This is a genomic window from Streptomyces sp. NPDC026575 (assembly GCF_055567415.1).
Map to the genome: position 1 here is coordinate 16,126 of NZ_JBVHQM010000027.1, position 26,010 is coordinate 42,135.

The 26,010-nt window shown below is 73.0% G+C and carries 17 protein-coding genes and 1 other RNA gene; 10 read left to right on the forward strand and 8 right to left on the reverse strand.

Annotated elements, in window-relative coordinates; all coding sequences use genetic code 11:
- Positions 1 to 29: 29 nt before the first annotated feature.
- Positions 30 to 3,695: a bifunctional glycosyltransferase/CDP-glycerol:glycerophosphate glycerophosphotransferase gene (locus ACZ4NB_RS30280; protein WP_467666241.1), complete on the reverse strand. Its 3,666-nt coding sequence runs from the start codon at positions 3,693 to 3,695 to the stop codon at positions 30 to 32.
- A gap of 250 nt (positions 3,696 to 3,945) precedes the next feature.
- Between ACZ4NB_RS30280 and ACZ4NB_RS30285 the strand changes: the two genes are divergently transcribed.
- Positions 3,946 to 4,671 (forward strand): class I SAM-dependent methyltransferase, encoded by a 726-nt coding sequence (locus tag ACZ4NB_RS30285; protein ID WP_467666242.1) that lies wholly within the window; start codon positions 3,946 to 3,948, stop codon positions 4,669 to 4,671.
- A gap of 31 nt (positions 4,672 to 4,702) precedes the next feature.
- Here ACZ4NB_RS30285 and ACZ4NB_RS30290 read toward each other — a convergent pair whose 3' ends face one another.
- The 5 genes from ACZ4NB_RS30290 to ACZ4NB_RS30310 all read right to left on the reverse strand — a co-directional run bounded on the left by ACZ4NB_RS30290 (position 4,703) and on the right by ACZ4NB_RS30310 (position 13,916).
- Entirely contained in the window at positions 4,703 to 5,662 is a 960-nt protein-coding gene (locus ACZ4NB_RS30290; protein WP_467666243.1) for a class I SAM-dependent methyltransferase, read from the reverse strand.
- Between the two features lie 417 nt (positions 5,663 to 6,079).
- Positions 6,080 to 6,997: a carbohydrate ABC transporter permease gene (locus tag ACZ4NB_RS30295; RefSeq protein WP_467666244.1), complete on the reverse strand. Its 918-nt coding sequence runs from the start codon at positions 6,995 to 6,997 to the stop codon at positions 6,080 to 6,082.
- Positions 6,994 to 8,343 (reverse strand): carbohydrate ABC transporter permease, encoded by a 1,350-nt coding sequence (locus ACZ4NB_RS30300; RefSeq protein ID WP_467666245.1) that lies wholly within the window; start codon positions 8,341 to 8,343, stop codon positions 6,994 to 6,996. Before ACZ4NB_RS30300 ends, ACZ4NB_RS30295 begins: the two co-directional genes overlap by 4 nt.
- A gap of 164 nt (positions 8,344 to 8,507) precedes the next feature.
- A complete protein-coding gene (locus tag ACZ4NB_RS30305; RefSeq protein WP_467666246.1) occupies positions 8,508 to 9,890 on the reverse strand; it encodes an ABC transporter substrate-binding protein in 1,383 nt (460 codons plus the stop codon).
- 627 nt (positions 9,891 to 10,517) lie between these two features.
- On the reverse strand, positions 10,518 to 13,916 hold the full coding sequence (locus ACZ4NB_RS30310; protein ID WP_467666310.1) for an FtsK/SpoIIIE domain-containing protein: 3,399 nt from the start codon (positions 13,914 to 13,916) through the stop codon (positions 10,518 to 10,520).
- Positions 13,917 to 14,390: 474 nt separating this feature from the next.
- Here ACZ4NB_RS30310 and ACZ4NB_RS30315 point away from each other — a divergent pair, with 474 nt between their 5' ends.
- The 4 genes from ACZ4NB_RS30315 to ACZ4NB_RS30330 all read left to right on the forward strand — a co-directional run bounded on the left by ACZ4NB_RS30315 (position 14,391) and on the right by ACZ4NB_RS30330 (position 19,878).
- The gene (locus ACZ4NB_RS30315) at positions 14,391 to 16,013 is read left to right on the forward strand and encodes a serine/threonine-protein kinase (protein WP_467666247.1); all 1,623 of its coding nucleotides are present in this window, start codon (positions 14,391 to 14,393) and stop codon (positions 16,011 to 16,013) included.
- A 203-nt stretch (positions 16,014 to 16,216) separates the two neighbouring features.
- The gene (locus ACZ4NB_RS30320; RefSeq protein ID WP_467666248.1) at positions 16,217 to 17,527 is read left to right on the forward strand and encodes a serine/threonine-protein kinase; all 1,311 of its coding nucleotides are present in this window, start codon (positions 16,217 to 16,219) and stop codon (positions 17,525 to 17,527) included.
- Positions 17,528 to 17,637: 110 nt separating this feature from the next.
- Complete coding sequence (gene prfB, locus ACZ4NB_RS30325; protein ID WP_384437893.1) at positions 17,638 to 18,744, forward strand: peptide chain release factor 2; 1,107 nt, start codon at positions 17,638 to 17,640, stop codon at positions 18,742 to 18,744.
- 318 nt (positions 18,745 to 19,062) lie between these two features.
- Positions 19,063 to 19,878, forward strand: coding sequence for a hypothetical protein (locus ACZ4NB_RS30330; RefSeq protein ID WP_467666249.1), 816 nt, complete (start codon positions 19,063 to 19,065; stop codon positions 19,876 to 19,878).
- Positions 19,879 to 20,001: 123 nt separating this feature from the next.
- Here the strand turns inward: ACZ4NB_RS30330 and ACZ4NB_RS30335 are convergent, their stop codons facing one another.
- Positions 20,002 to 20,196, reverse strand: a complete 195-nt coding sequence (locus ACZ4NB_RS30335) for a hypothetical protein (RefSeq protein ID WP_384437887.1) — start codon at positions 20,194 to 20,196, stop codon at positions 20,002 to 20,004.
- 249 nt (positions 20,197 to 20,445) lie between these two features.
- Here ACZ4NB_RS30335 and ftsE point away from each other — a divergent pair, with 249 nt between their 5' ends.
- The 5 genes from ftsE (at position 20,446) to ssrA (ending at position 24,414) form a co-directional block, all read left to right on the forward strand.
- Positions 20,446 to 21,135 carry a cell division ATP-binding protein FtsE gene (gene ftsE / locus ACZ4NB_RS30340; RefSeq protein WP_393499307.1) on the forward strand — a complete coding sequence of 230 codons (690 nt, stop codon included), beginning with the start codon at positions 20,446 to 20,448 and terminating at the stop codon, positions 21,133 to 21,135.
- A gap of 32 nt (positions 21,136 to 21,167) precedes the next feature.
- Positions 21,168 to 22,079, forward strand: coding sequence for a permease-like cell division protein FtsX (gene ftsX, locus ACZ4NB_RS30345; RefSeq protein ID WP_467666250.1), 912 nt, complete (start codon positions 21,168 to 21,170; stop codon positions 22,077 to 22,079).
- A gap of 90 nt (positions 22,080 to 22,169) precedes the next feature.
- Complete coding sequence (locus ACZ4NB_RS30350) at positions 22,170 to 23,384, forward strand: S41 family peptidase (protein ID WP_467666251.1); 1,215 nt, start codon at positions 22,170 to 22,172, stop codon at positions 23,382 to 23,384.
- 18 nt (positions 23,385 to 23,402) lie between these two features.
- Positions 23,403 to 23,900 (forward strand): SsrA-binding protein SmpB, encoded by a 498-nt coding sequence (gene smpB / locus ACZ4NB_RS30355; protein ID WP_467666252.1) that lies wholly within the window; start codon positions 23,403 to 23,405, stop codon positions 23,898 to 23,900.
- A gap of 144 nt (positions 23,901 to 24,044) precedes the next feature.
- Positions 24,045 to 24,414, forward strand: a transfer-messenger RNA (tmRNA) gene (ssrA, locus tag ACZ4NB_RS30360).
- 257 nt (positions 24,415 to 24,671) lie between these two features.
- On the opposite strand, the gene ACZ4NB_RS30365 is transcribed toward ssrA, so the two are convergent.
- Positions 24,672 to 25,994, reverse strand: coding sequence for an MFS transporter (locus ACZ4NB_RS30365; RefSeq protein WP_467666253.1), 1,323 nt, complete (start codon positions 25,992 to 25,994; stop codon positions 24,672 to 24,674).
- Positions 25,995 to 26,010: the final 16 nt, after the last annotated feature.

Consider the following 26,010-nt stretch of genomic DNA (forward strand, 5'->3'; position numbering starts at 1 on the left):
CTCGCTCGCACCACCACCCCCTCGGAGCCTCACCGCTCCATCAGATCCGCGACCCGGCCCGCCGCCCCGCCGTCGTCCCGATGGCAGAACGCCTCCCGGAAGTCCGCGTACGCGTCCGCACCGGCCGCCGCGATCGCCTCCAAGTCGCCCAGCGCGTCGATCAGTTCGCCGGTCGACGTCAGCAGCGGTCCCGGCACCCGGGCCTCGAAGTCCAGCGTGAACCCGCGCAGCGCATCGCGGTAGTGCGGCAGATCGGGGGTCAGGAACAGCATCGGGCGGCCCGTGTTGGCGAAGTCCGCGGCCAACGACGAGTAGTCGGTGACCAGCACGTCCGCGGCCAGCAGCAGCTCGGTGGCGTCCGGGTAGCCCGAGACGTCCACGGCGAACGGCGCGTGATGGCCCGGCAGCCGGTCCGCCACCAGCGGATGACCGCGCACCAGCAGCACATGGCCGTCCGCCAGCTCCCGCCGCGCCAGCTCCAGATCGAGCGGCAGATGCAGCCGGTGGTGACCCGCGTCGTACGCCAGATCGTCCCGCGGCGTCGGCGCGTACAGCACCACCTTCCGGTCCGGCGCGATCCCCAGCCGCTCCCGCACCGCCGCCGCCCTCAGGTCCCGGTCGGCGGCGAACAGCGCGTCCGTACGCGGCAGACCGGTCTCCAGCAGCCGCCCCGAATAGCCCAGCGCCGACCGCAGCACCGGCGTGCTGTGCGCGTTCGGCGACAGCAGCACGCTCCACTGCCGGCTCACCCGCGGCCGCGGCGCCAGATGCGCCAGCCCCGCGCACAGCGTGCCCGCCAGATCCGCTCCGATCCGCTTCAGCGGAGTGCCGTGCCAGGTCTGGATGATGCGCTGGCCGCCGCGCCGGGTGAACCAGCGCGGCAGATGGGTGTTGGTGACCACCCAACGGCTGTGCGCCAGCGCCCCGTGCCACTCGGCGCTGCCCACCACCACCGCCCGCGCCGTCTTCGGCACCGCGGCCTGCGCATCGCGCACCGCCCACAGATGCTCCACCTCCGCACCCCGGCGCACCAGCTCCTCGTGCACCGCCCGCGGCGAATCCCCGTACGCGCGGCCCCCGAAGCTGCTGTACAGGACGGTGTCACGCAACGGGCGGGAGCGGTGCAGCGCATAGTGCTGCTCGCGCAGCAGCCGGCGCCGGTAGGGGCCCCGGTCGGTGACCGGCAGCGCCGGACCCGCGATCACCAGCGCCTCGTCGTCCCGCAGCCGGTCCAGGGTCAGCGGCTTGCCGCCCACCGTGCAGCCGGCCGGCAGCCCCTCCCAGACGGCCGGCGCGATCCGCACCGGCGCGTCCAGCGGCGAGCCCGGCGCCCCCCGCTCCCGCAGATGCAGGCTCCAGCGGCCCTCCCGCAGCGGCACCGGACCGGCGAGCGAAGGCAGCGCCCCCAGCGGCAGCGTGCCATGGAACCGACCCTCGTCGTGGGTGGTGGCGAACGCCAACTCGGCCGCGTGCGCCGCGTGCTTGAGGACCAGCTCGGTGGCGTGCGGCGCGGCGGCCGGCAGCCCGCCCGCCACCAGCAGCGCGCCGTCGGGGCGCCACAGCACCCGGTCCAGATACGGCTGCGGGGTCCGGTCGTGCAGCACGACGTCGCCCGCCGCGGAGGCCGCCACCACCAGCTCACGGCCGTGCGAGAGCGGATACGCCACCGGCGCAAGACCCACCTCGCAGGCGATCGCCTCGGTGCCGCCGCCCGCCAGCACCAGCTCCGGCGACCAGCTCTCGGTGTGCACCGGGGCGATCGCCGCGGGCGCGCCGTCGCGGACCGGCCGCGCCGCGGCCAGCGCGTCCAGCCGGATGCGGACGGTCAGCCGCCCGGGCCCGGCGCCCGCCGCCTCCCCGGCGTCCGCCGCCTCCCCGGCGTCCGCCGCCTCCCCGGAGGCCGCGGCCGTCTCCACCGGGAACGACACCACCGTCCCCGTCCCCTGATGCGTCAGCCGCAGCGCCGACGGCGCCGGCCCCGGAGCCGCCACCGTCACCTCCAGCGCCCCGCCCGCCACGCGCTGCCCGACCAGCCGCCGGGTACGGCGCGCCACCGACAGCCCCAGCCGCCCCTGCACGTACCCCGGCGTGATCCGCACCCGCCCCGCCGCACCCTCGTCGGCCACGTCGAAGGCGCCCGGCGCGGCACCCGACCCCGTCGGCGCCGCACCCAGCGCCGCCGCCCGCACCACGCCCGCCGAGGTGAGCAGCACCCCGACCCGCCACTCGCCCTCCTCCCAGCGCCCGCCCCGCCGCAGCCGCGCCGGATCCAGCCGCACCTCGAAACCCGCCCAGTCGTAGCAGTGCTGCTCCTGACCGGACTCGGCGGTCGCCTCCGGCATCAGCAGCGGCCGCAGCGGCAGCAGGATCCGCCGCCGGCCGCACGACAGCACCGCCGTCCGCAGATAGCTGTGCCGGTGCGCGGCGGCCAGATTGCGGATATAGGCGTAACCGCGCAGGCACAGCACACCCTCGCGCCACACCGCCTCGGCGACCTGCGCCCGCACCGGGAAGTCGGCGCGCTCCAGCCGCGTCACACCGGGCGGCAGCTCCAGCGCCGGGACCTCTCCCGCCCCGCCGCGCCCGCCGCCCGCCGCCGGGCCGCCCAGCGGCAGCACCGCCCGCTTGCGCAGCGGCGGACCGGCCACCGCGAACCCCGCCGGGTTGCGCGCCTCGTGCGCCAGCAGTGCCAGCAGATCGGCCATCCGCCCCGCGCGGATCAGATACCAGCGCATCCGCAGCTCCACCGGCAGCGCCGGGAACAACCGGGGATCGGCACCCGCCAGGAAGCCCCGGGCGCAGTCCAGGAACGCCGTCCGGGTCCCCGGGGCCGCGGCCGGCAGCGCCTCGACCAGATCCAGCAGCCCGTCGGTCAGCTGCGCCCGGTCGTAGTCGCGCTGATAGGCGTTCAGATGGGCACGGGCCGGATCGGCGAGGAAGCGGCGGACCGTGGCCACCGCCGCGAACCGCTCCCGCACACCCTCCGCATCGAGCCCCCGCAACCGGCCCGGCCCCTCCGGCAGCCGCCAGTAGCACACATGCTCATGCAGCACGTCGACCGTCCTGGCCAGGAAGTGCGCCGGCAGCGTCACCGCCGCGTCATGACACAACTCCCCTTCGGGGAAGGCCAGTTCATGCCGCTCCCAAAAAGCGCGCCGGAAGACCTTGTTGCGCGCGAAGCAGTCCGACAGCAGCGACAGGTCCTCGGTGATGTGGGTGCGCAGCGCCGTCCCGTAGGTCTCCGGGTGGTGCGCCGACTGACTGCGGCCACCCGGGCCGAGGCGGTAGACGTTGCCCGTCGCCAGATCCGAACCGGACTTGTCCAGCAGGCCCACCAGATCCTCGTAGGCGCGCGGCAGCAGCACGTCGTCGGCGTCGAGGAACGCCAGGTAGTCGGTGTGCGGATAGCCGTGCCGGGCACCGGCGTTGCGCACCGCACCGCATCCGCCCGCCGCCTCGCCCCCCGGATGGTGGACGATACGGAACCGCGGATCCCGCTCGGCGAACCGGCGGGCGACCGCGGCGGGCGCGCCCTCCGCCCCACCGGCCGGCCCCTGCGCGGGACCGCCGTCCACCAGCACCACATCCAGTTCGGTCAGCGTCTGAGCCGCCACCGAATCCAGGCACTCCTCCACATTGCGCTCGGAACCCTCCAGGCGATGCACGGGGACGACGACGGTGAGCCGAGGCTTCATACGCGGACCAAGCCTTTCCGGACTGGTGATGCACAAGACCGGACCGTTCAACTCACCACCGGCGGCGCGGTCACCGGATCTGCGCTGAAAGGGTGAGACGCGTCATCGACAGTACGTGTCCGGGTGCTTACGCTCGGTGTGCAACTGTCGGCGCGCCGTAGCGCCGGGCGCGCGTCAGATGCCGTAGACCCGATGCACAGCGTTATGGCGCCCCGCGCGCCGCGTCCCCAGGGAAGGTGACCGCGTCCCGATGCCCGGCCGTACCGACAGCTCCACCGCCACCGACAACCCCGATGCCCAGCCGCCCGGCAGCGACCCCCGCACCGCCCCGGCCGCCTGTTCCACCAGCACCGCCCCGGCCGCCTCCACCGCCCGGCTGCCGGTCGAGCGGGCCCGCAGCGGCCTCGCCCGGCTCCTGCCCGACCGCACCCCCTACCGCCGCCAACTGCGGCGCATCGGCGCCGGACGGGTACTGGAGATCGGCTGCGGACAGGGCGACACCCTCGCCGGATGCGCCCCCGGCAGCGTCGGAGTCGACCACGACCCCCAGTCCGTGGAGCGCTGCCGCACCCGCGGACTGACCGCCTACACCGCCGACGCCTTCCTCGCCGGCCCGCACGCCCGGCCCGGCGCCTTCGACGCACTGCTGGCCGCGCACGTCCTGGAGCACCTCGACGACGAACAGGTCGAAGAGCTGCTGCGCGCCTACGTCCGCTATGTACGGCCCGGCGGCGGCGTCCTGCTGATCACCCCGCAGGAGGCCGGACACCGGGCCGCCGGCCCCGCCCCGGTCCGCTTCACCGACTTCCACCTCCTGCGCGCCTTCGCCGAATCCGCCGGCCTGGCCGTCCGCCGCACCTACTCCCATCCGCTGCCGCGGCCGGCCGGGATGCTGCTGCGCTCCAATGCCTTCGTCCTCGTGGCGCAGGTCCCGGAACAGCGCGTGGGCGGGCTCACGGACACGGCGCCGCGGTGACGGGCGACGCCGCGCCCCCGGCCCGCCCGCCTCAGCGGGTACGCGCCCGCTTACGGGCCTTGACGATCGCCCGGGTGACGATCGGCGGCAGCACGTCCAGCGCCACCCGGCGCACCGTGCTCCGCGTCGGAACCGGCGGACGGGACGCCGGACGGGCCCCCGACGCCGCCGGACGGGCGGCCGACGGCCGCTGCCCGGCGCGGGCGGCGGGCACCGCCCGGTGGCGCGAGACCGGCTGGGCGGGCTCCTTGGCGCCCTTGGCGCTCAGCCGGATCAGCGGGGCGTCGTTGACGTACTGCACCTCGTGCCAGATGTCGCCGCGCGCCGCGATCCACTCCAGCAGCGCCTTCTGCACCGGCTCGGGATCGCCCCACGTCCCGTAGAACTTGGTGCCGGTGATGCAGATCGGGCGCAGCCCCTCGTTCGCCACGGCCTGCCAGGTGGCGGCGGCCACCCCCGGACAGTGCTCGGCGCGGTAGTCGTCCAGCACCACCACACCGCTGCCGGTGAGCAGCTCGCGCACCGCGAGGATGTCGCCGTGCACATGCTCGTACAGATGCGAGGCGTCGATATGCGCGAAGCGCACCGAGCCGGGCTCGACATGGTCGCTCACGATCGAGCTGAGACCCTGCACGATGGTGGGCAACTCGTCATGGAACGACAGGTAGTTGGCCTCGAAGGCGCGGCGCGTCAGGGTCGCGTAGGACTTCTTCATCTCCTTGGAGTTGGAGGCGTCCTCGGCGGGGGAGTCGAAGAGATCGCAGACCGTGAAGCGCTCGTCCGGGCGCAGCCGCGCACCGAGGAAGATCGCGCTCTTGCCCATATACGCGCCCAGTTCGAGCAGGTCACCCGACTCGGAACGGTCCTGCTGATACGCCAGGAACCAGTCGAAGAGCAGCTGATCGGCGGTGAAGAACCAGCCTTTGACCTCGGACAGCCGGGCGGGGCGCGGGAGTTGTTCGGCACTCTGGTCTGCGATGGGGGCAGTCATGTGCGGTCCGTCTCCAGACGGTCGGGAACGTAGGGCGAAATGCACTCGGGTCAGGGGATGACGAGATAAGGGATACGAGGTACGGGTGTGAGGGGATATGGGTGTTATCTGGGATCTGTGCGGGGTCCGTGCGGCATCCGTGCGATATCTGCAGTTATGAACGTGCCCGGCATCATGGCCGCGGCACACCGGCGCGACCCGCGCAGGGCCCAGGCGCCATCGCTCGCACGCCGGCACGAGCACCGCTAGGCAGTCTCCACGACAAGGCGCCGGCGCACCATGCCTTTCACGGCGGTGCCCGACATCGTAGGGGGACCGACATGAACGCGGGATAACAACAAAAGACCCCGCGGCACCGGCCGTGCACCGGTTCTGCACCGGTTCCCCGGCCGCCCCCCCGGCAGGCCCCCCACGGGCCTACTTCACCGCGCCCGCCATCACACCCGAGACGAACTGCCGCTGGAAGGCGAAGAAGACGATCAGCGGCACCACCATCGACAAGAACGCCCCCGGCGCCAGCACATCGATGTTGTTGCCGAACTGCCGCACCTCCTGCTGCAGCGCGACCGTGATCGGCGGGCTGCCGCTGTCCGCGAAGATCAGCGCCACCAGCATGTCGTTCCACACCCACAGGAACTGGAAGATCCCCAGCGACGCGATCGCCGGACCGCCCAACGGCATCACCACCCGGGTGAACAGCCGCAGCTCACCCGCCCCGTCCAGCCGCCCCGCCTCCAGCAGCTCACGCGGGATCTCCGCGAAGAAGTTCCGCAGCAAGAACACCGCGAACGGCAGCCCGAAGGCCGTATGGAAGGCGATCACCCCGGCCGTCGTCTCGAACAGCCCCACCGCGCCGAACAGCTTCGCCACCGGGATCAGCGCCACCTGCACCGGAACCACCAGCAGCCCCACGACGACCAGGAACCAGCCGTCCCGCCCGGGGAAGTCCATCCACGCGAACGCATAGCCGGCCAGCGACCCGATGACCACCACCAGCACCGTCGCCGGCACCGTGATCGAGGCCGTCGTCAGCAGCGAGCCCATCACCTTCTCGTTGGCCAGCAGCCGGCTGTAGTTGTCCCAGGTGAGCTGGGCCGGCTCGGCGAGGACCTGCCACCAGCCGGACTCGGCGATCCGCCGCGGACCGCGCAGCGACGACAGCAGCAGCCCCACCGACGGCATCAGCCAGAACAGCGCGACCAGGACCAGGAAGACCCGCATGGCACCGCCACCCGCCCGCGCCACCAGCCGCGCGGCGAGGGACCGCCCGGCCCGCCCGCCACCACCCGAGGCCCCGGCCCGCCGGTCCGGTACGGCACCGTCCACGGTCGTCATCGGCGACGCTCCTTCCGTATGCGCCGGAGATTGACGTACATCACCGGCATCACCAGCAGCAGCAGGAACACGGCGATCGCGCTGCCCAGCCCCTCGTCCACATCCGTGCCGAACGACGACTGGAACAGCTGCAGCGCGAGCACATTGGCGGACCGGATGCTGGAGCCCGGGGCGATGATGTACACCAGGTCGAAGATCTTCAGCACATTGATCATCAGCGTGACCAGCACCACCACCAGCACCGGCGCCAGCAGCGGCACCGTGATCCGGCGGAACACCTGCCACTCGCCGGCCCCGTCCACCCGCGCCGCCTCCAGCAGCTCACGCGGCACCCCCGCCAGCCCCGCGGCGATCAGCACCATCGCGAAACCGGCCCACATCCATACATAGGACCCGATGATGGCCGGGGTGACCAGCGCCGGCCCCAGCCAGTCGACACCGCCGTACGCCTCGGCGAAGTTGCTCGCGGGCAACCGCAGCCGCGCACCGCCGGCCTGCTCCGCGGGCAGCGCGTAGCTGCCGTCCGCCGCCGTCGTCGCCGAGGCCACCACCCGGCCGTCCTTGACCGCCTCCACCGTCAGACCCGCCAGTGCCCGCTCCCCGCCGTCGATCACATCGGGCCGGCCGCCGCCCCCGCGGGTGAAGTCCAGCCAGACGGTGCCCGTGACCTTCCCGGGCCGCGGTACGGCGGCGGCCGCCGGCTTCGCCCCCCGCAGATCGTCCGCCCGCACCGCGACCAGCGGCAGATCCACCGCCGAGCCCGCCCGTACGGCCGACCGCGTGGTGAACGCGCCGCCGCCGGACGGCCGGAGATCGGCGCGCGGCCGCGGCTTGGCACCGGGGAACGGCGCCGGATCGGCGAACGTGTCGTGCACCCCCACCCACACCGCGTTGGCGACCCCCCGCTGCGGGTCCTGGTCGTACACCAGCCGGAAGATGATCCCGGCCGCCAGCATCGAGATCGCCATCGGCATGAACACGATCAACTTGAACGCGGTGCCCCACCGGATCCGCTCGGTCAGCACCGCGAAGACCAGCCCCAGCGCCGTCGACACCGTCGGCGCCACCACCACCCAGACGACGTTGTTGCGCAGCGCCGTACGGATGGCCTCGTCCGAGAACAGCTCCCCGTAGTTGCCCAGCCCCACGAACCCGTCACCGGACGCGTCGAACAGGCTGCGGTAGACGGAGAACACGATGGGATAGACCACCAGCGCACCCAGCAGCAGCAACGCCGGCGCCAGAAACACTGCGGCGATCCAGCGGCGGGTGGCCGCGCCGGCCCGGACACCGCCCCGTACGCGGCTCTTCGGGGCGCGCTGTCGATCGCGCTGTTGGTCGCTCATCGAGTCGCTCATCGTGACGGTCCCCCGGTCCCGGTCGAAGCGGTCGGCGGCAGGCTCTCAGCGCCCGGACGGTCCCCGGGCGACGCCCTCCCCTCGCCCGGAAGAGGCCCTCTCATCGCCCGGACGACGTGCCCTCAACGGCGTGGTCTCGCCCACGAGTTCTCTCAACGCCCGAAGGACTTGGCGGCGTCCTTCTCCAGCCGCGCCTGCGTACCGGCGATGTCCTTCGGATCCTTCAGAAAGTCCTGCAGGTCCTTCCACTCGCCCTGCCCCGGCTTGCCGCCGAAGGACGCGGGCGCCTGATCGGACATGTCGAAACGGAAGCCGTCGCCCGCCGCGATCAGCGCCTCGGCGATCTTCCGCATCACGTCATCGGCGTACGCCGCCCGGTCCAGCTCCTTGTTGGGCGAGATGAACCCGCCCGCCTGCGCCCAGATCTTCGCCGCGTCCGTCGACGCCAGGAACGTCAGCAGCGCCTGCGCGGCCTTGTTGTCCTTGAGCGCCACCGCCACATCGCCGCCGGTCACCACCGGGGACCTGCCGCCCACCGCCGGGAACGCGAAGACCTTGGCGTCCGTACCGACCTTCGCCTTGGTCTGGGTGATGTTGGCGGCGGCGAAGTCGGCCGACGAGACCATCGCGGCCTTGGGAGCGTCACCGCCACTGAAGGTCTGGGTCACCGATGTCGGGAAGTCCGTCTGCAGCGCACCGGAACCGCCGCCCGCCAGCAGGTCCTTGCGGCCGAAGAGCTGCGCCAGCGTGGTGAGCGCCTGCCTGACCGTCGGATCGGTCCACTTGATCCTGTGCCGCGCCAGCTGGTCGTACTTCTCCGGACCCGCCTGGGAGAGGTAGACGTTCTCGAACCAGTCGGTCAGCGTCCAGCCGTCCGCACCGCCCACCGAGACCGGTTCGACACCCGACTCGGAGATGATCTCCGCCGCCTTGACGAAGTCCGGCCAGGTCTTCGGCTCCTTGGCGCCGGCGTTGTCGAACGCCTGGGCGTTGTACCAGACCAGCGACTTGTTGCTGGCCTTGAAGTAGACCCCGTACGGGGTGCCCTTGTGGGCGCCGAGATCCCGCCAGCCCTTGGAGTAGTTCTTGGCGAGCTGCGCCTTGGCGCCCGCGCCGAGCGGCTTGAGCCAGCCCTTCTCGGCGAACTCGTTGAGCACACCGACCTGCTGGAGCATCGCCACATCGGGCGGGCCGCCACCGGCGATCTTGGAGCCGATGAAACCGGCCATGTCGTCACCACTGGGCACGAAGGCGACCTCGGCCCCCGTGCGCTTCTCGAACTCGTCCAGCACCTTGACGAAGTTCTCCCGCTCCGGCCCCGTCCAGACCGCGGTGACCTGCAGCTTCTGCCCGTTCAGCTTGGGCAGCCGCACGGTCGGGGCGGTGGAGCCCCCCTTGCCGCCGCCACTCCCGCCACTGCCGCCGCTGCCCTTCGCCCCGCCGCCGCTGCCACAGGCGGCCAGCGCCAGCGCCAGCCCCGCGGCCACCACCGCGGCCCTCGCGCGTCCAGCCGTACGGTCGAGTCGTCTGCCCATCCCCGTAGCCCCCTGTCGCTGCGCCTGCCATACCGGTGCCGTGCGGTGAGGTGGTGCCGTGGCGCTGTACTTCCGAAGCGGTCGCGGTGGCGCTGTACTCCGGCGCGGTTGCCGTGGCGCTCTTCGCCGTCGCGCCGCGGTCCCGCGGCTCGCCGTCGCGCCGCGGTTGCGCTGCGGCACCGGTGCCGTGCCATGCCGTGCCCTGTGCCCTGCGGCCACGCCATCGAGCTTCTGTGCGGTTGTGGTGTGCGACAGGTCTACGCCTCGGCCACGGGCTCCGCAATACCGCCTTCGCTGCCAACTCACCTTTCGTGATGGGGCTGTTACGGGATCACATGAGGGGGCTGCTACCGGATCACACGACGCGAGGGGGTTGCTACCGGATCACGCGACGCGAGGGGGGCTACGGGATCAGTGGTCCTGGGCGGCAGTCACAGCCAGCGGTAGCGAGACGGGGCGGGCGCGACCGCGCGGTGGCGAGCGGCGGCACCCTTCAGCACTGCGATGCCCACCCAGCAGCTTCGAGCAGCTTCCAGCAGCTCCAGCGATGCCCACCAGCCGTCACGCCGGCCGTCACGCCGGCGCGGGTACCGGCGAGGCGTTCCACTCCGCCGCGCTCACGCGCGCTCACACCAGCGGCGGCGCCGACGGTGCCCCCGAGGACTGCGCCGCCCTCTGGAGTGCGCTGGCCAGCAGGGCCAGGTCCGTCGGGCCGTTGCCCAACTCGCGCAGCGGACGCCGGGCAGGGGGGTCGCCCATCCGCTGCCATTCGAGCGGTACGACCGTCGGCCGCAGCGTGGAGGTGCGGGGTATCCGGCCGGTGACCCGGCCCGCCTGGAACGGTGTCGAGGAGCCGTCCGCGGCTCGATGCAGTCGGCCCCGGCCGGTCGGTACCGGTTCGGAGGCGTCGGCGGCCGCGCCCAGTTCGACGCGCAGTCCGGCCCGTTCGCTGGTCGCGGTCTCGGCTGTGCGGTCCGGGTGACCGGTCGCGGCTATCAGGTGGACCCCGAGCGCCGCCCCGTCGCGGGCGACGGCTTCCAGCGCCCGTACGACGGAACCGGCGGCGGGGCGGCCGGGGCTGCCCAGGGCCGGGGCGACCAGGGCGTCGAAGTCGTCGACGAGGACGAAGAGCCGGGGCATCGGCGCGGCCGGCTCCGGGGAGACCGGGGATCCGGTGGGGGTGTCCTCGGGGGTGGCTCCGCTGCGGGCGCGGAGTCGTAGCGTGCCGGTCGTCGACGAGTCCGCCGGTGTGCCGCTCTCCTCCTCCTTGTTTCGGCAACGATTACGGAGAGTAATTGGTTCCTGCTCTCCGTGACCGCCTTCCGTCGAGCGGCGGGGGGCGATGATCCGCGGTGCGGGGAGGTGTTTGGCGCGCCATTCGGCGAAGGGCGCGCCGGCCAGTATCTCCGTCCGCCGCTTCAGTTCCGAGGAGAGCGCCTGGGCGAACTCCCGCATCCGGACCGGGTCCGAGGCGGCGAGATACGTCGTGACATGCGGCAGGTCCGTGCACACCCGCAGGCCCTCGCCGCGTTCGCTGCCGCCGCCGTCCACCAGGACCAGCGACAGCAGGTCCGGGCGGTCGGCGGCGGCCAGCGACGCCGCCAGCGAACGCAGCAGCTCGGTCTTGCCGGTGGCCGGCGCGCCCTCCAGGAGCAGATGCGAGCCGTCGGCGGCCAGATCGGCGTGGAGCGGGCCGTGCGGTCCCGCGCCGAGCACCGCCGCGGCGCCGGCCCGGTCGGTGTCCAGGGTGGCGGCCCAACGGGCCATCAGCGACGCCGGGGTGGCGCGTGCCAGCCCCAGCTCGTCCAGCAGCCGCGCCGAGTCGGGCAGTGGGACGGCCGCGCGGGGCACCGCGGAGCCGCCGGCGGCGGCCGCGGTGTCGGTCTCGCGCAGCGGCGCCAGCGCCCGCGCGAAGCGGTCGGCCCAGGCGCCGGAGACCGCGTCGACCGTCGCGACCGTGCCGTTCGGCCCGGAGCCCGGCTGGACCACGCGCAGCGCCGTGGCGACGTCGCCGCTGAGCACCGCGACCGCTCCGCACTCGCCGAAGGCGGGTGACGCCGTCCGGGCCGCCTCGTACGTCGCGGCCAGCGGGAAGGCGGGGGAGGCGGCCGGGGTCTCGGCCAGGCAGAGGAGGTGGATTCCGGCTGCCGGGCCGCCGGACGCGAGGCGGGCGGTGGTCTCGCGCAGTGCGGAGGAGCCGGGGTCGCCGTCCACGATCACCAGGGTGTACGGGCCCTGGTGGCGGGCGGCGGCGGAGGCGGTCTCGGCCCGCTCGGCGCTGGCCCAGCCGGGGCCCAGCGGGCTGTCGTCGAGCCGCCGTACCAGCTCGGAGGTGCGGGCCGCGGCCTGCTCCCGGTCGTAGGCGAGCAGCAGCCGGCAGTCCTGGCCGTGGGCGGGGCGGACGTGCGGCAGCCAGCCCAGCCAGGACCAGTCCGCCACCCGCTCCTCGGTGCCGCGCGCCCGGTCGGCGCTGATCAGCACGATTTCGAGGGTGCCGGGGGAGTGCAGCGCGGCGAGCTGGGCGACGGCGGAGCGGGCCAGGCCGGTGAGCCGGGCGCGTGGTCCGGCCAGGCCCAGGGAGCCCGCCCGGCGCAGCTCGACGGCGACCGGTACGGCGCTCCGGCCGCCGCCGCGGCTGGCCGTCCCCAGGCGGACGGCCAGGGCGTCGGGGTGGTCCCGGCCGCGCTCCCAGAGCCGGGGTCCCGGCCCCAGCGCGGTGAGCAGGACCGCGGCGGCGTCCGGCCAGCGCTCGTGCTCGGCGGGCCCGTAGGGGCCCGCGGCGTCCTTAGCGCCACCGGGGGCTCCGGCGGGGGAGGAGGCGGGGGTGCCGTCCGGCTCGTAGTGGGCGGCGAAGTCGGTACGGGCGTCGTCCGGGCGCTCCATGGCGGGCCGGCCGCCGGCCAGCCGCCGTGCCCATGCGCCGATCCCGCCCCGCCGGCCGCCCTTGCGGGGCATCTCGTCGGCGGACGCCTCGTCGGCGGGCGCCAGCGCCCGCTGTCCGCCGTGGGTCGGGTTCTGCGCACCGGCGGGGCCGCCCGGGGCCGGCTCCTCGCGGAACGCGGGGCCGAATCCCCCGGTGGTGCGGTCGAAGCCGTGGCCGAAGCCGTGGGCGGTGGCGGCGTCGGGGGGCGCGGCCGCGGCGCCGTCGTACGGGGCGCTGTAGTCGTGGCCGTGCGGGGTGCCGTCCGGCGGCCAGGCGTCCTGTGTGGGGGTGCCGCGCAGCGGTGTGTCGCGGCGCGCCGCCGGGCCCGTCGGCGGTGCGGTGCGGGGCGGGGGTACGGGGGCTGCGCCCGTAGGGCCGTGGCCGTATGCGCCGGCCGCGGCGTCCGCGCCGCTCCCGGAGCGGGAGCCGCCCGTCCCCGGGGCGACGCGCAGCTGCCCCTCGCCGTCGGGGGTGGTCCGCAGGGCGGGGTCGGGGGTGCTGGGGGCGGGCTGGAGGCGGAGGGCGGATTCGCCGATGCGCAGCAGGGCGCCGGGGCGCAGCGGGGCGGGCCGTTCGCCGAGGTCGCCGCCGTCGATGGCGGTGCCGTTGGTGGAGCGCAGGTCGGCGACGTGCACCGAGCCGTCCGGCTCGACGGTCACGGTGCAGTGCAGCCGGGAGACGTCCGGGTCGTCGAGGGGGACGTCGGCGTCGGCGGAGCGGCCGATGCGGATCTGGCCGCCGTGCAGCAGATGGACGCCGCCGGCGTCGGGCCCGGAGACGACGCGCAGCCGTGCGGTGCCGTGGGGGAGGCCGTGGGCGGGGGCGGGGCCGGGGCCCTGGAGGGAGAGCACCGCGCCGTCGATCAGCGGGGGCTCGCCGATCGCGGCGCGCTGCGGGTCGAGGCGCTCGGAGCCGGCGTACAGCACGACGGGGCCGCTGCCGGCGCCCGCGCCGCCGGACTCCGCGCCGGTGCCCGCCACGGAGGCGGCGAGTGAGCCGGCCACGGCCGCCAGGGCGGTGCCGGCGGGGGCCGTCACGAGCACGTCGCAGGCCCGTGTGGTGTGGCCGCTGCGCGGCCCGAGGACGGTCAGCCGGATCTGCATCGCCGTCAACGGTCCCTTCTGCCGGGGCTCCGGCAGGGGGCCGCTCGCTCCCCCGCCAGCCCGAGCACGTCGGCACGTACAAGTCCCAAGCGCACGCCGCGACAAAGACCGTGCCCCCACCGCTTCGTGCTGGGTGCATCCTCGCACCTGCCGCTGACAACACGCCCGCCGACCGTCCATCAGTGATCTTGATTGGTCTTCTAAGGACGAAAAAGTGCCTGCTTGTACGCGGTGCCCGGCCGGATTCGCGCCGCCATGGTCATCTGGGAACCATCCCCGATCGGGTGGTGCGGCCAGCCGGGCGGGCGCCGGCGGCGCCGGGCAACCATCTGTCCGAAACGCGCGTCTTCCCCACAAGCCCCGCCCGGTCCGCCGGACCGAAAAGCTTGTGCGACGGCACTACAGTGGATCGGACGGCCGCGGCTGACCCAGCGGGCCAGGCAAGAGATCCATCACGACCAGGGAGCGCATGACGTGCGGCCGGTAGGCAGCAAGTACCTGCTCGAGGAGCCGCTGGGACGCGGCGCCACGGGCACCGTCTGGCGTGCCCGCCAGCGGGAGACGGCGGGCGCCGAGGCCGCCGTGGCAGGACAGCCCGGTGAGACGGTCGCGATCAAGGTCCTCAAGGAGGAGCTGGCGCACGACGCGGACGTGGTGATGCGCTTCCTGCGCGAGCGCTCCGTCCTGCTCCGGCTGACCCACCCCAACATCGTCCGCACCCGGGACCTGGTCGTCGAGGGCGATCTGCTCGCGCTGGTCATGGACCTGGTGGACGGCCCCGACCTGCATCGCTATCTGCGCGACAACGGGCCCTTCAGCCCGGTGGCGGCCGCCCTGCTGACCGCCCAGATCGCCGACGCGCTGGCCGCCAGCCACGCCGACGGCGTGGTGCACCGCGACCTCAAGCCCGCCAACGTCCTGCTCGCCGGGTCCGACGGCGGCGAGATGCATCCGATGCTGACGGACTTCGGCATCGCCCGGCTCGCCGACTCCCCGGGCCTGACCCGCACCCACGAGTTCGTCGGGACCCCCGCCTATGTGGCGCCGGAGTCCGCCGAGGGCCGCCCGCAGACCTCCGCGGTGGACGTCTACGGCGCCGGCATCCTGCTGTACGAGCTGGTCACCGGCCGTCCCCCGTTCGCGGGGGCGACCGCCCTGGAGGTGCTGCACCGGCACCTGAGCGAGGAGCCGCGCCGCCCCAGCACGCTCCCCGAGCCGCTGTGGACGGTGATAGAGCGCTGCCTGAGCAAGCGCCCCGAGGAGCGGCCCAGCGCCGAGAACCTCGCCCGTGCGCTGCGCACCGTCGCCTCCGGGATCGGCGTGCACGCCACCCCCGCGCAGGCCGAGGCGGCGCTCGGCGTCGCCGCGCTGCTCGCCCCGGACCCGGCGCCCGCGTCCGTCCCCGGTACGGGCCCGGACGGCGGCCAGGCAGCCGGAGGCGACGCCGATCCCACCCAGGTGCTTCCCTCGGGCGCCGGAGGGTACGACCCGGCGGCGGCCACCAGTGTGCTGCCGTCCACCGGCGGCCCCGGTGGCCGGGACGCCGACCCGACCCGCGCGATGCCGCCGATGCCCATGGGCGCGCCGGCCGGTGGTCCGCAGGAGCCCGACGGCCCCCATCCGTGGGAGTCCCAGATGCGGGCCGCCCGCGACCGCAACGAGCAGACCCAGGTGCAGTACCTGGACCCCGACCAGGACCCGCTGCGCCGCCGTCCGCAGCGCCGCCCGGCCGCCCCGCAGCAGCCGCCGCAGTACGGCCGGCAGCCCGCTCCGGTGCCGTACGCGCAGCAGCGGCCGCAGGCCCCGCAGCGCCGCCAGGAGCCGCCGCCGCAGCGCTACGAGCCGCAGCGGCCGCCCGCGCCGGAGCCCCGGCCCCGGCGGGAGCCCCGCCAGCGCAGCGCCAACCCGATGAAGATCCCGGGTCTGGGCTGCCTCAAGGGCTGCCTGTTCACCCTGATACTGCTGTTCGTGGCCGCCTGGCTGATCTGGGAGCTCACCCCGCTCCAGGAGTGGATCGGCACGACCCGCGGCTTCTTCTCGCAGATCGGGCACATGTACCGCGACGCCGAGCAGTTCGTGAACAAGCTCGGGAGCTGACGCCGGCCGCCCGTGGTCCCCGTGTGCGACACGGCGGCTCCGCGGGCGGCTTCGTTGATTTGTCGACTTCTGCGGGCAATTTCGCTCACAGAAGTGAAGGTTGCCGCCGTCCGGGGCAATGAACCCCGTGGCATCCGCGTAGCTTTGACGCCAACCTCAGCCCCCGCAGAGGACGCTCGGGGGCCCGACACGTCGGAGCAGTCTTGGCACGGAAGATCGGCAGCCGGTACACCGCCCACCAGATCCTGGGGCGCGGCAGCGCCGGCACGGTATGGCTGGGCGAGGGTCCCGAAGGGGCCGTGGCCATCAAGCTGTTGCGTGAGGACCTCGCCTCCGACCAGGAGCTGGTCGGCCGCTTCGTGCAGGAGCGGGCGGCGCTGCTGGGCCTGGAGGACCCGCATGTCGTCGGCGTCCGCGATCTGGTCGTCGACGGCAACGACCTGGCGCTGGTGATGGACCTCGTACGGGGGACGGACCTGCGCACCCGTCTGGAGCGCGAGCGCCGACTGGCCCCGGAGGCCGCGGTGGCGATCGCCGCGGACGTCGCCGACGGGCTCGCCGCCGCGCACGCCGCGCGCATCGTGCACCGCGACGTCAAGCCCGAGAACGTCCTGCTGGACATGCAGGGCCCGCTCGGCCCCGGTGGCGCGCACCCGGCCCTGCTGACCGACTTCGGCATCGCCCGGCTCGTCGACTCGCCGCGCCGTACCCTTCCCCAGCCTCCGGCCGGGGGGACCTCCGCCCCGCTTCGCTCGGCCAAGGTCATCGGCACGCCCGACTACCTCGCCCCGGAGATCATCGAGGGCCTGCCGCCGCGCGCCTCCGTGGACGTCTACGCGCTGGCGACGGTCCTGTACGAGATGCTCGCCGGGTTCACGCCCTTCGGGGGCGGCCACCCCGGGGCGGTGCTGCGCCGCCATGTCACCGAGAGCGTGGCGCCGCTGCCCGGCATCCCCGACGAGCTGTGGCAGCTGCTGCTGCAGTGCCTGGCCAAGGCGCCCGCCTCCCGCCTGCGCGCCCCGGAGCTCGCCGCCCGGCTGCGCGAGCTGCTGCCCGGACTGGCCGGTATGCCGCCGCTGGACATCGACGAGCCGGACGACGAGCAGCCGGAGGACGAGCAGGAGGGCGGGGCCGGGCGGTCCCGCGAGGAATCGTTCTACCCCCCGGCGGCGGGCGAGGCCACGCCGCCGCGCGGCGCGGTCCCCCTGGTCCAGGGCTCGGCGCCGGACTCCAACCGGGAGACGCACACCAGCATGCGGGTCCCGGGCCCGGACGAGCTGGCGGGCGGCGCGCACGGCACCGCCCGCGCCCCTCGCGCCGCCGGTGAGCGCAGGGCGGGCTCGGCCCGGCACCGCGCGTCGCCGGAGGCGGTGCGCCGGCGCCGCACCAGGCTCGGCGCGGCCGCCGCGGTGGTGGTCGTGGCGGCGGGGCTGGGCGGCTGGCTGGCCTCGGGGGGCGACGACTCCGGTGACACCGCACCGGGTGTCCACCAGTCCGAGCAGGACGCTCCGTGACCGTGCGACGACCCCGGGTGGGGTGCGTCCCGGTGGCCGGGACACGCCCTGTGCGGGTCCGGTCCGCCGGGGCGGGTCAGGTTGCCGGTGGTAGCCGTTAGGCTGGGTGCGTGGCAGTCGTCGATGTATCCGAAGAGCTGAAGTCCCTCTCCTCGACCATGGGGTCGATCGAGGCCGTCCTGGACCTCGACAAGATGAGGGCCGACATCGCCGTGCTTGAGGAGCAAGCGGCGGCGCCGTCCCTGTGGGACGACCCCGAGAGCGCTCAGAAGGTGACCAGCCAGCTGTCCTACCTCCAGGGCCAGCTGCGCCGCGCCGAGGAGCTGCGCGGCCGGGTCGACGACCTTGAGGTGCTCTTCGAGCTGGCCGAGGCCGAGGGCGACGAGGAGACCCGCGCCGAGGCCGAGGCGGAGCTCGCGGAGGTCCGCAAGGCCGTCGAGGAGCTGGAGGTGCGCACCCTCCTGTCCGGCGAGTACGACTCCCGCGAGGCGGTCGTCAACATCCGCGCCGAGGCCGGTGGCGTGGACGCCGCCGACTTCGCCGAGAAGCTCCAGCGGATGTATCTGCGCTGGGCCGAGCGGCACGGCTACAAGACCGAGCTGTACGAGACCTCGTACGCGGAAGAGGCCGGCATCAAGTCGACCACCTTCGCGGTCAACGTCCCGTACGCCTACGGCACGCTCTCCGTCGAGCAGGGCACGCACCGCCTGGTGCGCATCTCGCCGTTCGACAACCAGGGCCGCCGCCAGACGTCGTTCGCCGGTGTCGAGGTGCTGCCCGTCGTCGAGCAGACCGACCACATCGAGATCGACGAGTCGGAGCTGCGGGTGGACGTGTACCGCTCCTCGGGCCCCGGCGGCCAGGGCGTCAACACCACCGACTCCGCGGTCCGGCTGACCCACATCCCCACCGGCATCGTCGTCTCCTGCCAGAACGAGCGCTCGCAGATCCAGAACAAGGCGACCGCGATGAACGTCCTCCAGGCCAAGCTCCTTGAGCGCCGCCGCCAGGAGGAGCAGGCCAAGATGGACGCGCTCAAGGGCGACGGCGGCAACTCCTGGGGCAACCAGATGCGTTCGTACGTCCTGCACCCGTACCAGATGGTCAAGGACCTGCGCACCGAGTTCGAGGTCGGCAACCCCACCGCTGTGCTGGACGGCGACATCGACGGCTTCCTGGAGGCCGGAATCCGCTGGCGCAAGCAGCAGGAGAAGTAGCGGCACCGGCCGGAAAACGCGCATAACAACTGTCTCCCCTGGGGAGGCAGTTGTTTTTGCTGTGGCGGTTTGGTCACAGTCGTATGTCCATGTACCGCCCATCTCTCAGCAATTCGGGCATCGGGACTTTATTCGACCTTGACGATGTCGGCCCGACTGGGAAGGCTGAGCGCGGCATGCGTATGTTCTGGGGCGCGTGTGAACGGGGGAAGAGTGGCCAGTCGGCATTCCGTGGCCAAGACTCACGCACCCCCATCGGCTCGTCGCCCCGTACAGCGGTGCTCCAATGACGAGTTCAGCTACTGGGGGTAGCAGTACATGACGAAGAAGACGCGGCTGCGCGTAGCGCGCATTGCGGCCGGTGCGGTGATCGCGGCGGGTGCGTCGCTCACCGCGGCCGGCGCCGCCTCCGCGGCCAGCCCGGGTGACACCGGCGGCTCCGACGGCGGGATCATCGGCGGCATCATCGGCGGGATCATCGGCGGTTCGGACGACGGTGGCAGCACCGAAGGCCAGGACAACGGCGGCACCACCGGCGGTCAGGACGACGGCGGCACGACCTCGGGCGAGATCGGCGGCTCGGAGGACGGCGGCACCACCATCGGTGGTACCGATGGCGGTACTGACGGCGGCACCGACGGTGGTACCGATGGTGGTACTGACGGTGGCACCGACGGTGGTACTGACGGTGGTACTGACGGCGGCACCAGCGCCGGTACCGATGGTGGTACTGACGGCGGCACCAGCGCCGGTACCGATGGTGGCACCTCCGGCGGTAACTCCGGTGGCAACTCCGGTGGCAACTCCGGCGGTCACACCTCCGGTGGCAACGACGGCGGCACCGACGGCAGCGTGGGCACCGGCGGCACCGGCACCAGCGGTGACTCCACCGGCACCGGCACCGACAACGAGGGCTCCAAGCCGATCGAGCAGCCCGGCCAGGGCAAGGAGCAGATCGGTGACACCCCCGGCCAGGCCAAGCAGCAGGCCAAGGGCGGCGAGCTGGCGGAGACCGGTTCCTCCGGTACCACCTTCCTGCTCATCGGTGCGGCCACGATGATCGCGGGCGGTGTCGGCTTCCGTATGCTGCCCCGTCTGATCAACAAGAACGGCGGCGGCGCGGCAGCGGCCTGACGCTGACGCGGCACCACGAGGGGCCCGGGACGCAGCCGCGTCCCGGGCCCCTCGTACGTTCGTTTCAAGGTCCGCTACCGGGCGGAGTGCCCCGCCTCCGTACCGTGATGGCTCCGGGTGGGGTCAGACGGCCTGGTGGAGCAGCACACCGACCGCGAACAGCGCGATCATCAAAGCCACCAGCATCGCGGGGCTGAGCTGGGCGAAGATACCGCCCGCCTGCTGCTGGAGCCGTTCTCTGCTCGCCCGGCACACAGGGCAGCGGCCCTCACTCACAGGGGCCGCGCAGTTGGCGCACACCAGTCGGTCGTACGTCATGCGACCTCCTTCTCCACTGCACCAACGCACCGGACGGCGCATTGGTTCCCTCTACCACTGTGCCAGCTCCTGGGCGGAACGGCGCGCCCCGCGGGATTGTGCGCCTTTTGTCCTGTAGGTGCCGTGAATAACCGCACCAACCCTCCACGCCGCCTGCACCGTGCTGCGAGGTTCGCGTATGGTCACGCACACCGACGGGCGCCGCAACTCGGCAACCGTGCCCCTATCCAGGTCGACCGTGGTGCATCTGTGATCCGATTCGACAACGTCTCCAAGACCTACCCGAAGCAGAACCGTCCCGCACTCAGGGACGTCTCGCTCGAAATCGAGCGGGGCGAGTTCGTCTTCCTGGTGGGCTCCTCGGGCTCCGGCAAGTCCACCTTCCTGCGGCTGCTGCTGCGCGAGGAACGGGCCAGCCATGGCCATGTGCACGTGCTCGGGAAGGACCTCGGCAAGCTCTCCAACTGGAAGGTCCCGCAGATGCGGCGCCAGGTGGGGACGGTCTTCCAGGACTTCCGGCTGCTCCCCAACAAGACCGTCGGGCAGAACGTCGCCTTCGCCCTGGAGGTCATCGGCAAGCCGCGCGGCCAGATCCGCAAGACGGTCCCCGAGGTCCTCGAACTCGTCGGCCTGGGCGGCAAGGAGGACCGCATGCCGGGCGAGCTCTCCGGTGGTGAGCAGCAGCGCGTCGCCATCGCGCGGGCCTTCGTCAACCGCCCGATGCTGCTCATCGCGGACGAGCCCACCGGCAACCTCGACCCGCAGACCTCGGTCGGCATCATGAAGCTGCTGGACCGGATCAACCGGACCGGTACGACGGTGGTCATGGCCACCCACGACCAGCAGATCGTCGACCAGATGCGCAAGCGGGTCATGGAGCTCGAAAAGGGCCGGCTCGTCCGCGACCAGTCGCGCGGCGTGTACGGCTACCAGCACTAAGCGTGTACGGCCCCCAGTACTGAAAGGACGCCATGCGCGCCCAGTTCGTCCTGTCGGAGATCGGCGTCGGTCTCCGCCGAAACCTCACGATGACGTTCGCCGTCATCGTCTCCGTAGCCCTCTCGCTGGGCCTGTTCGGCGCCTCGCTGCTGATGCGCGACCAGGTCAGCACGATGAAGGGCTACTGGTACGACAAGGTCAACGTCTCCATCTTCTTCTGCAACAAGAACGACGCCGAAACCGGTGCCAACTGCGCCAAGGGTGCGGCCACCCAGCAGCAGAAGGACGACATCAAGACCGAGCTGAAGAATCTGCCGATCGTGCAGAGCGTGACCTACGAGTCCAGCGACCAGGCGTACAAGCACTACAAGGAGCAGTTCGGCGACACGCCGGTGGCCGGCCTGGTGACGCCCGACCAGCTGCCGGAGTCCTTCCGGGTCAAGCTCAAGGACCCGACGAAGTTCACGGTCATCAAGTCGGCGTTCTCCGAGCGGCCCGGTGTCCAGGAGGTGCAGGACCAACGGGACACCGTCGAGCCGCTGTTCAACCTCCTCAACGGCATGAACATCGCCGCGCTGTGCGTGATGGGGCTGATGCTCGTCGTTGCGCTGATGCTGATCGTCAACACCGTCCGGGTGTCGGCGTTCAGCCGGCGGCGGGAGACCGGGATCATGCGGCTGGTGGGGGCGTCCAGCTTCTACATCCAGATGCCGTTCATCCTGGAGGCGGCGATCGCGGGCCTGCTCGGCGCGGCCTTCGCCTGCGTGCTGATCGTCGGTGGCAAGTACATCCTGGTCAACAACTGGCTGGCGGAGAAGATCCAGGTGATCAACTTCATCGGCTGGGACTCGGTGGTGGCGGTCCTGCCGCTGGTGCTGCTGATCGGTCTGCTGATGCCCGCGCTCGCCGCGTTCTTCGCGCTGCGCAAGTACCTCAAGGTGTGAGCCGCAAGTACCTCAACGTGTGAGCTTTGCCAAGGGCGCCGTACGGTCAACTCGCCGTGCGGCGCCCCTTTGTCCCCTAGACTCACCGGCATGTCGGGCCCGTGTTCGTACGACCGGCCCCGCCGCATTCGCCGCGGGGCGGCCCTGACGTTGTTTCTCGCCGGCGTGCTCGCCACCGGCGCGGCGACCGGCACCTGGAGCGAGGGGGCCGACGGCGGCACGGGCCGTACGGCCGCGGACCGCACGGCCTTCGAGGCGCACGCACCGGACGCCGCCACCGCCGACCGCGCGGCCGTCGAGCGGGCCGCGAGCGAGGCCATCGAGGACGGGAAGTCCGGTTCCCAGGCGGCCGCCGAGGTCGTCAGTCGCAGCGGCGACCGCTGGTCGACGATCTACACACCGGGCGAGTTCGAGTCCTTCGAGGACCAGTTGGACGGGGCGTACGTCGGCGTCGGCCTGTGGGTGCGGCAGACCGCCGGCGGCCGAGTCGAGGTGTCCCGGGTCCAGCCCGGCGGTCCGGCCGAAGGGGCCGGTATCGAGGTGGGCGACCGGCTGCACGCCGTCGACGGCCGGGCCACCCGGGGGCGGCCGGTCACCGAGATCGTCGCCCGGCTGCGCGGGTCCGCGCCGCGCGCCTCCGGCGGGTCGGCCGCCGGCACACCCGTACGGCTGGATCTGGAGCGCGGCGCCCGCCACTGGAGCGTGACCCTGCACCGCACCCGGCTGCGGACCCAGAACGTCGTCACCGACCGGCCCGCCGGAGCGCACGGTGCGACCCGGGTCAAGATCTCCGCGTTCGCCAAGGGCACCGGCGACGAGGTCCGCCGCGCGGTGCGCCGGGCGTCCGCGCACGGCGGTCTGCTGCTCGACCTGCGCGGCAACACCGGCGGCCTGGTCACCGAGTCCGTCGCCACCGCCTCCGCGTTCCTCGACGGCGGCCTGGTCGCCACGTACGACGTACGGGGCAGCCAGCGCGCCCTGTACGCCGAGCGCGGCGGCAACACCCGCCTGCCGCTGGTCGTGCTGGTCGACGGCGGGACGATGAGCGCCGCCGAGCTGCTGGCCGGCGCGCTGCAGGACCGGGGCCGGGCGGTCGTGGTGGGTTCGCCGACCTTCGGCAAGGGCTCGGTGCAGATGCCCAGCCGGCTGGCCGACGGCTCGGTGGCCGAGCTGACCGTGGGCCACTACCGCACTCCGTCCGGCCGGGTCGTGGACGGCGCCGGCATCACCCCCGACCTCGTCGTCGGCGATCATGCCGAGAAGCGGGCCCGCACAGTATTGAGTGGCCTCGGGACCGGCGCTTAGTGCGAAAATGGCGGCACTATGAGCAAGCAGACTAAGGACAAGGGCAACTCCGGGCGCAAGCTCGTGGCGCAGCACAAGAAGGCGCGGCACGACTACCACATTCTGGACACCTATGAGTGCGGCCTGGTGCTGACCGGCACCGAGGTGAAGTCGCTGCGCCAGGGCCGGGCGTCGCTGGTGGACGGTTTCATCCAGATCGACGGCAATGAGGCATGGCTGCACAACGTACATATCCCCGAATACGCCCAGGGCACCTGGACCAACCACGCGGCCCGGCGCAAGCGGAAGCTGCTGATGCACCGCGCCGAGATCGACAAGCTGGAGGCCAAGAGCCAGGAGTCGGGGCACACGATCGTGCCGCTGGCCCTGTACTTCAAGGACGGCCGGGCCAAGGTCGAGATCGCGCTGGCCAAGGGCAAGAAGGAGTACGACAAGCGGCAGACGCTCCGCGAGCAGCAGGACCGCCGCGAGGCGGAGCGCGCGGTGTCGGCGGCCCGCCGCCGGCAGCGGGCCTGAGGTGCGCGGGCCGGTCGGTCCGGCCGTCCGGCCGCGGGGAAATACGCTGGCGACCTCATGCGTTGTTCACGTACGATGGCTCCGCACCCCACGAGGGGCGCAGGCACCACCTTGATGCAGTTTTTTAATTGAACACCGCAACATGGGGATGATCGGTTTCGACAGCGGATGTCGAAGCAGGGGAAGCGAGTCGAGGAAGCGGCAATGATCTCGTAAACCATATGCCGAAACCAATAATCGCCAACACCAAGCGCGATTCCTTCGCCCTCGCTGCCTAAGTAGCGACTTGCGAAGTGTCAGCCCGGGGATGTTCCCGACCCGGATCCTGGCATCAGCTAGGGGACTAAACTTCTAGACCCGGTCACGGGGTGTAGAAGGAAATCAAACAGTGACTGAGCCCGTCGGAGACTTGTCCGTGTGATCTCCGGGGCCGAGAAAATCGCAGCGGACTGCACTCGGAGAAGCCCTGGTTCCGCACCGTTGGACGCGGGTTCGATTCCCGCCATCTCCACAATTCCCATGTGACGGCCCAGGCCCCGTTTGTCCGACAGGACGAGCGGGGCCTGGGCCGTTTTGCGTTCCGGCCGACCGGATCGAGGCGATCCGCAGGCGCACGTCCGGTCTGGATCTGTCGGACGGCGTGTTCGGGCAGCTGCCCGAGGCCACCAGGCGGGAGCCGATGGCCGGTGCCGACGCGGTGGAGTACGCGTGGCGGGTGGTACGGCCCGGTCGTGGAGACCTTCCCGCGGCGGCTGCGGCACACCGGCCCGATCAGCGGCGGCGGCGCGTGAGCAGGGCCGCGGCCAGGGCGAGCGCGGCCGCCGCGGCGGGCACGAGGTAGCCGGGCCCGGGGCCCGCCAGGTGCTCCACGGCCCAGCCGCCGCCCGCCGAACCGGCCGCGATGCCGCCCAGCAGGGCCGTCACGGCGAGCGTCATCCCCTCGTTCAGCCGGCCCTCGGGGGTGCGGGACTGGACCAGCCCCATACCGGTGACCATGGTCGGCGCGGTGGCCATACCGGCCGCCAGGAGGGCCGCCGCCAGCACCGCCGGGTGTCCGGTCGAAGCGGCGAGCGCGGGCAGCAGCATCAGGGCGGCCATCGCGCCGACGCACAGCGCGAAGCGGTGCGCGGCGCGGGCCGCCGGGCGCAGCAGGCCGTAGAGCAGTCCGGCGGCACCGGATCCGGCCGCCTGGAGGGCCAGCAGGCCGCCCGCGGCGGAGCGGATGCCGTGGTCGTCGGCGTAGGCGACGGTGACGACCTCCAGTGAGCCGAAGATCGCGCCGGTGCACAGGAAGGTGAGCAGCAGCGGCGCCAGGCCCGCACCGCGCAGGGACCGGTCCTGGGCGGCCCGTGTGCCGGCCGGGGTGCCGCCCACCGCCCGTGCGGCCACCGGTGGTTCGGTGCGGCGCTGGGCCGCGAAGAGCAGGACGCCGGTCAGCAGCAGCGCCGCGGCCACCGCCGTGCCGGCCTCCGGGAAGAGCGCGGTGCACAGCAGCGTCGCCAGCACCGGCCCGAGCATGAAGCACAGCTCGTCGGCGGCCTGCTCGAAGGAGTTGGCGGTGTGCCGGGCGGCCGGGTCGTCGCGGAAGAGGTGCGCCCAGCGGGCGCGGGACATCCCGCCGGTGTTGGGGGTGGTGGCGGTGGCGGCGTACGAGGCGAACAGGGTCCAGTCGGGCGCCCCGTGGCGTACGCACAGCAGCAGCGAGAGCGAGCCGAGGACGGCGAGTGCGGTGGCCGGGACGGCGATGCGGGCCTGGCCGTGGCGGTCGACGAGCCGGGCGGTCCACGGCCCGACGAGCGCCGTCGCCGCCAGCCCGGTCGCGGTGACCGCACCGGCCAGCGCGTAGGAGCCGCGCGCACCGGCGATCATCAGCACCGCGCTGACGCTGAGCATCCCCATCGGCAGACGGGCCATCAGGTTGGCGGCGGTGAAGGCGCGGGTGCCCGGGACGGCGAAGATCCGGCGGTAGGGGGCGAGCGGGCCGGGCCGGGTGCGGCGGCGCGGGGCCGGGCGGACCGGCGGCCGGGGGCCTGCCGCACGAGCGTTGCCGGGCGCGGGGGAGACCACCGGTCGGGCGGCGAGGAAGAGGATCATGCCTCTACGGTCGGGG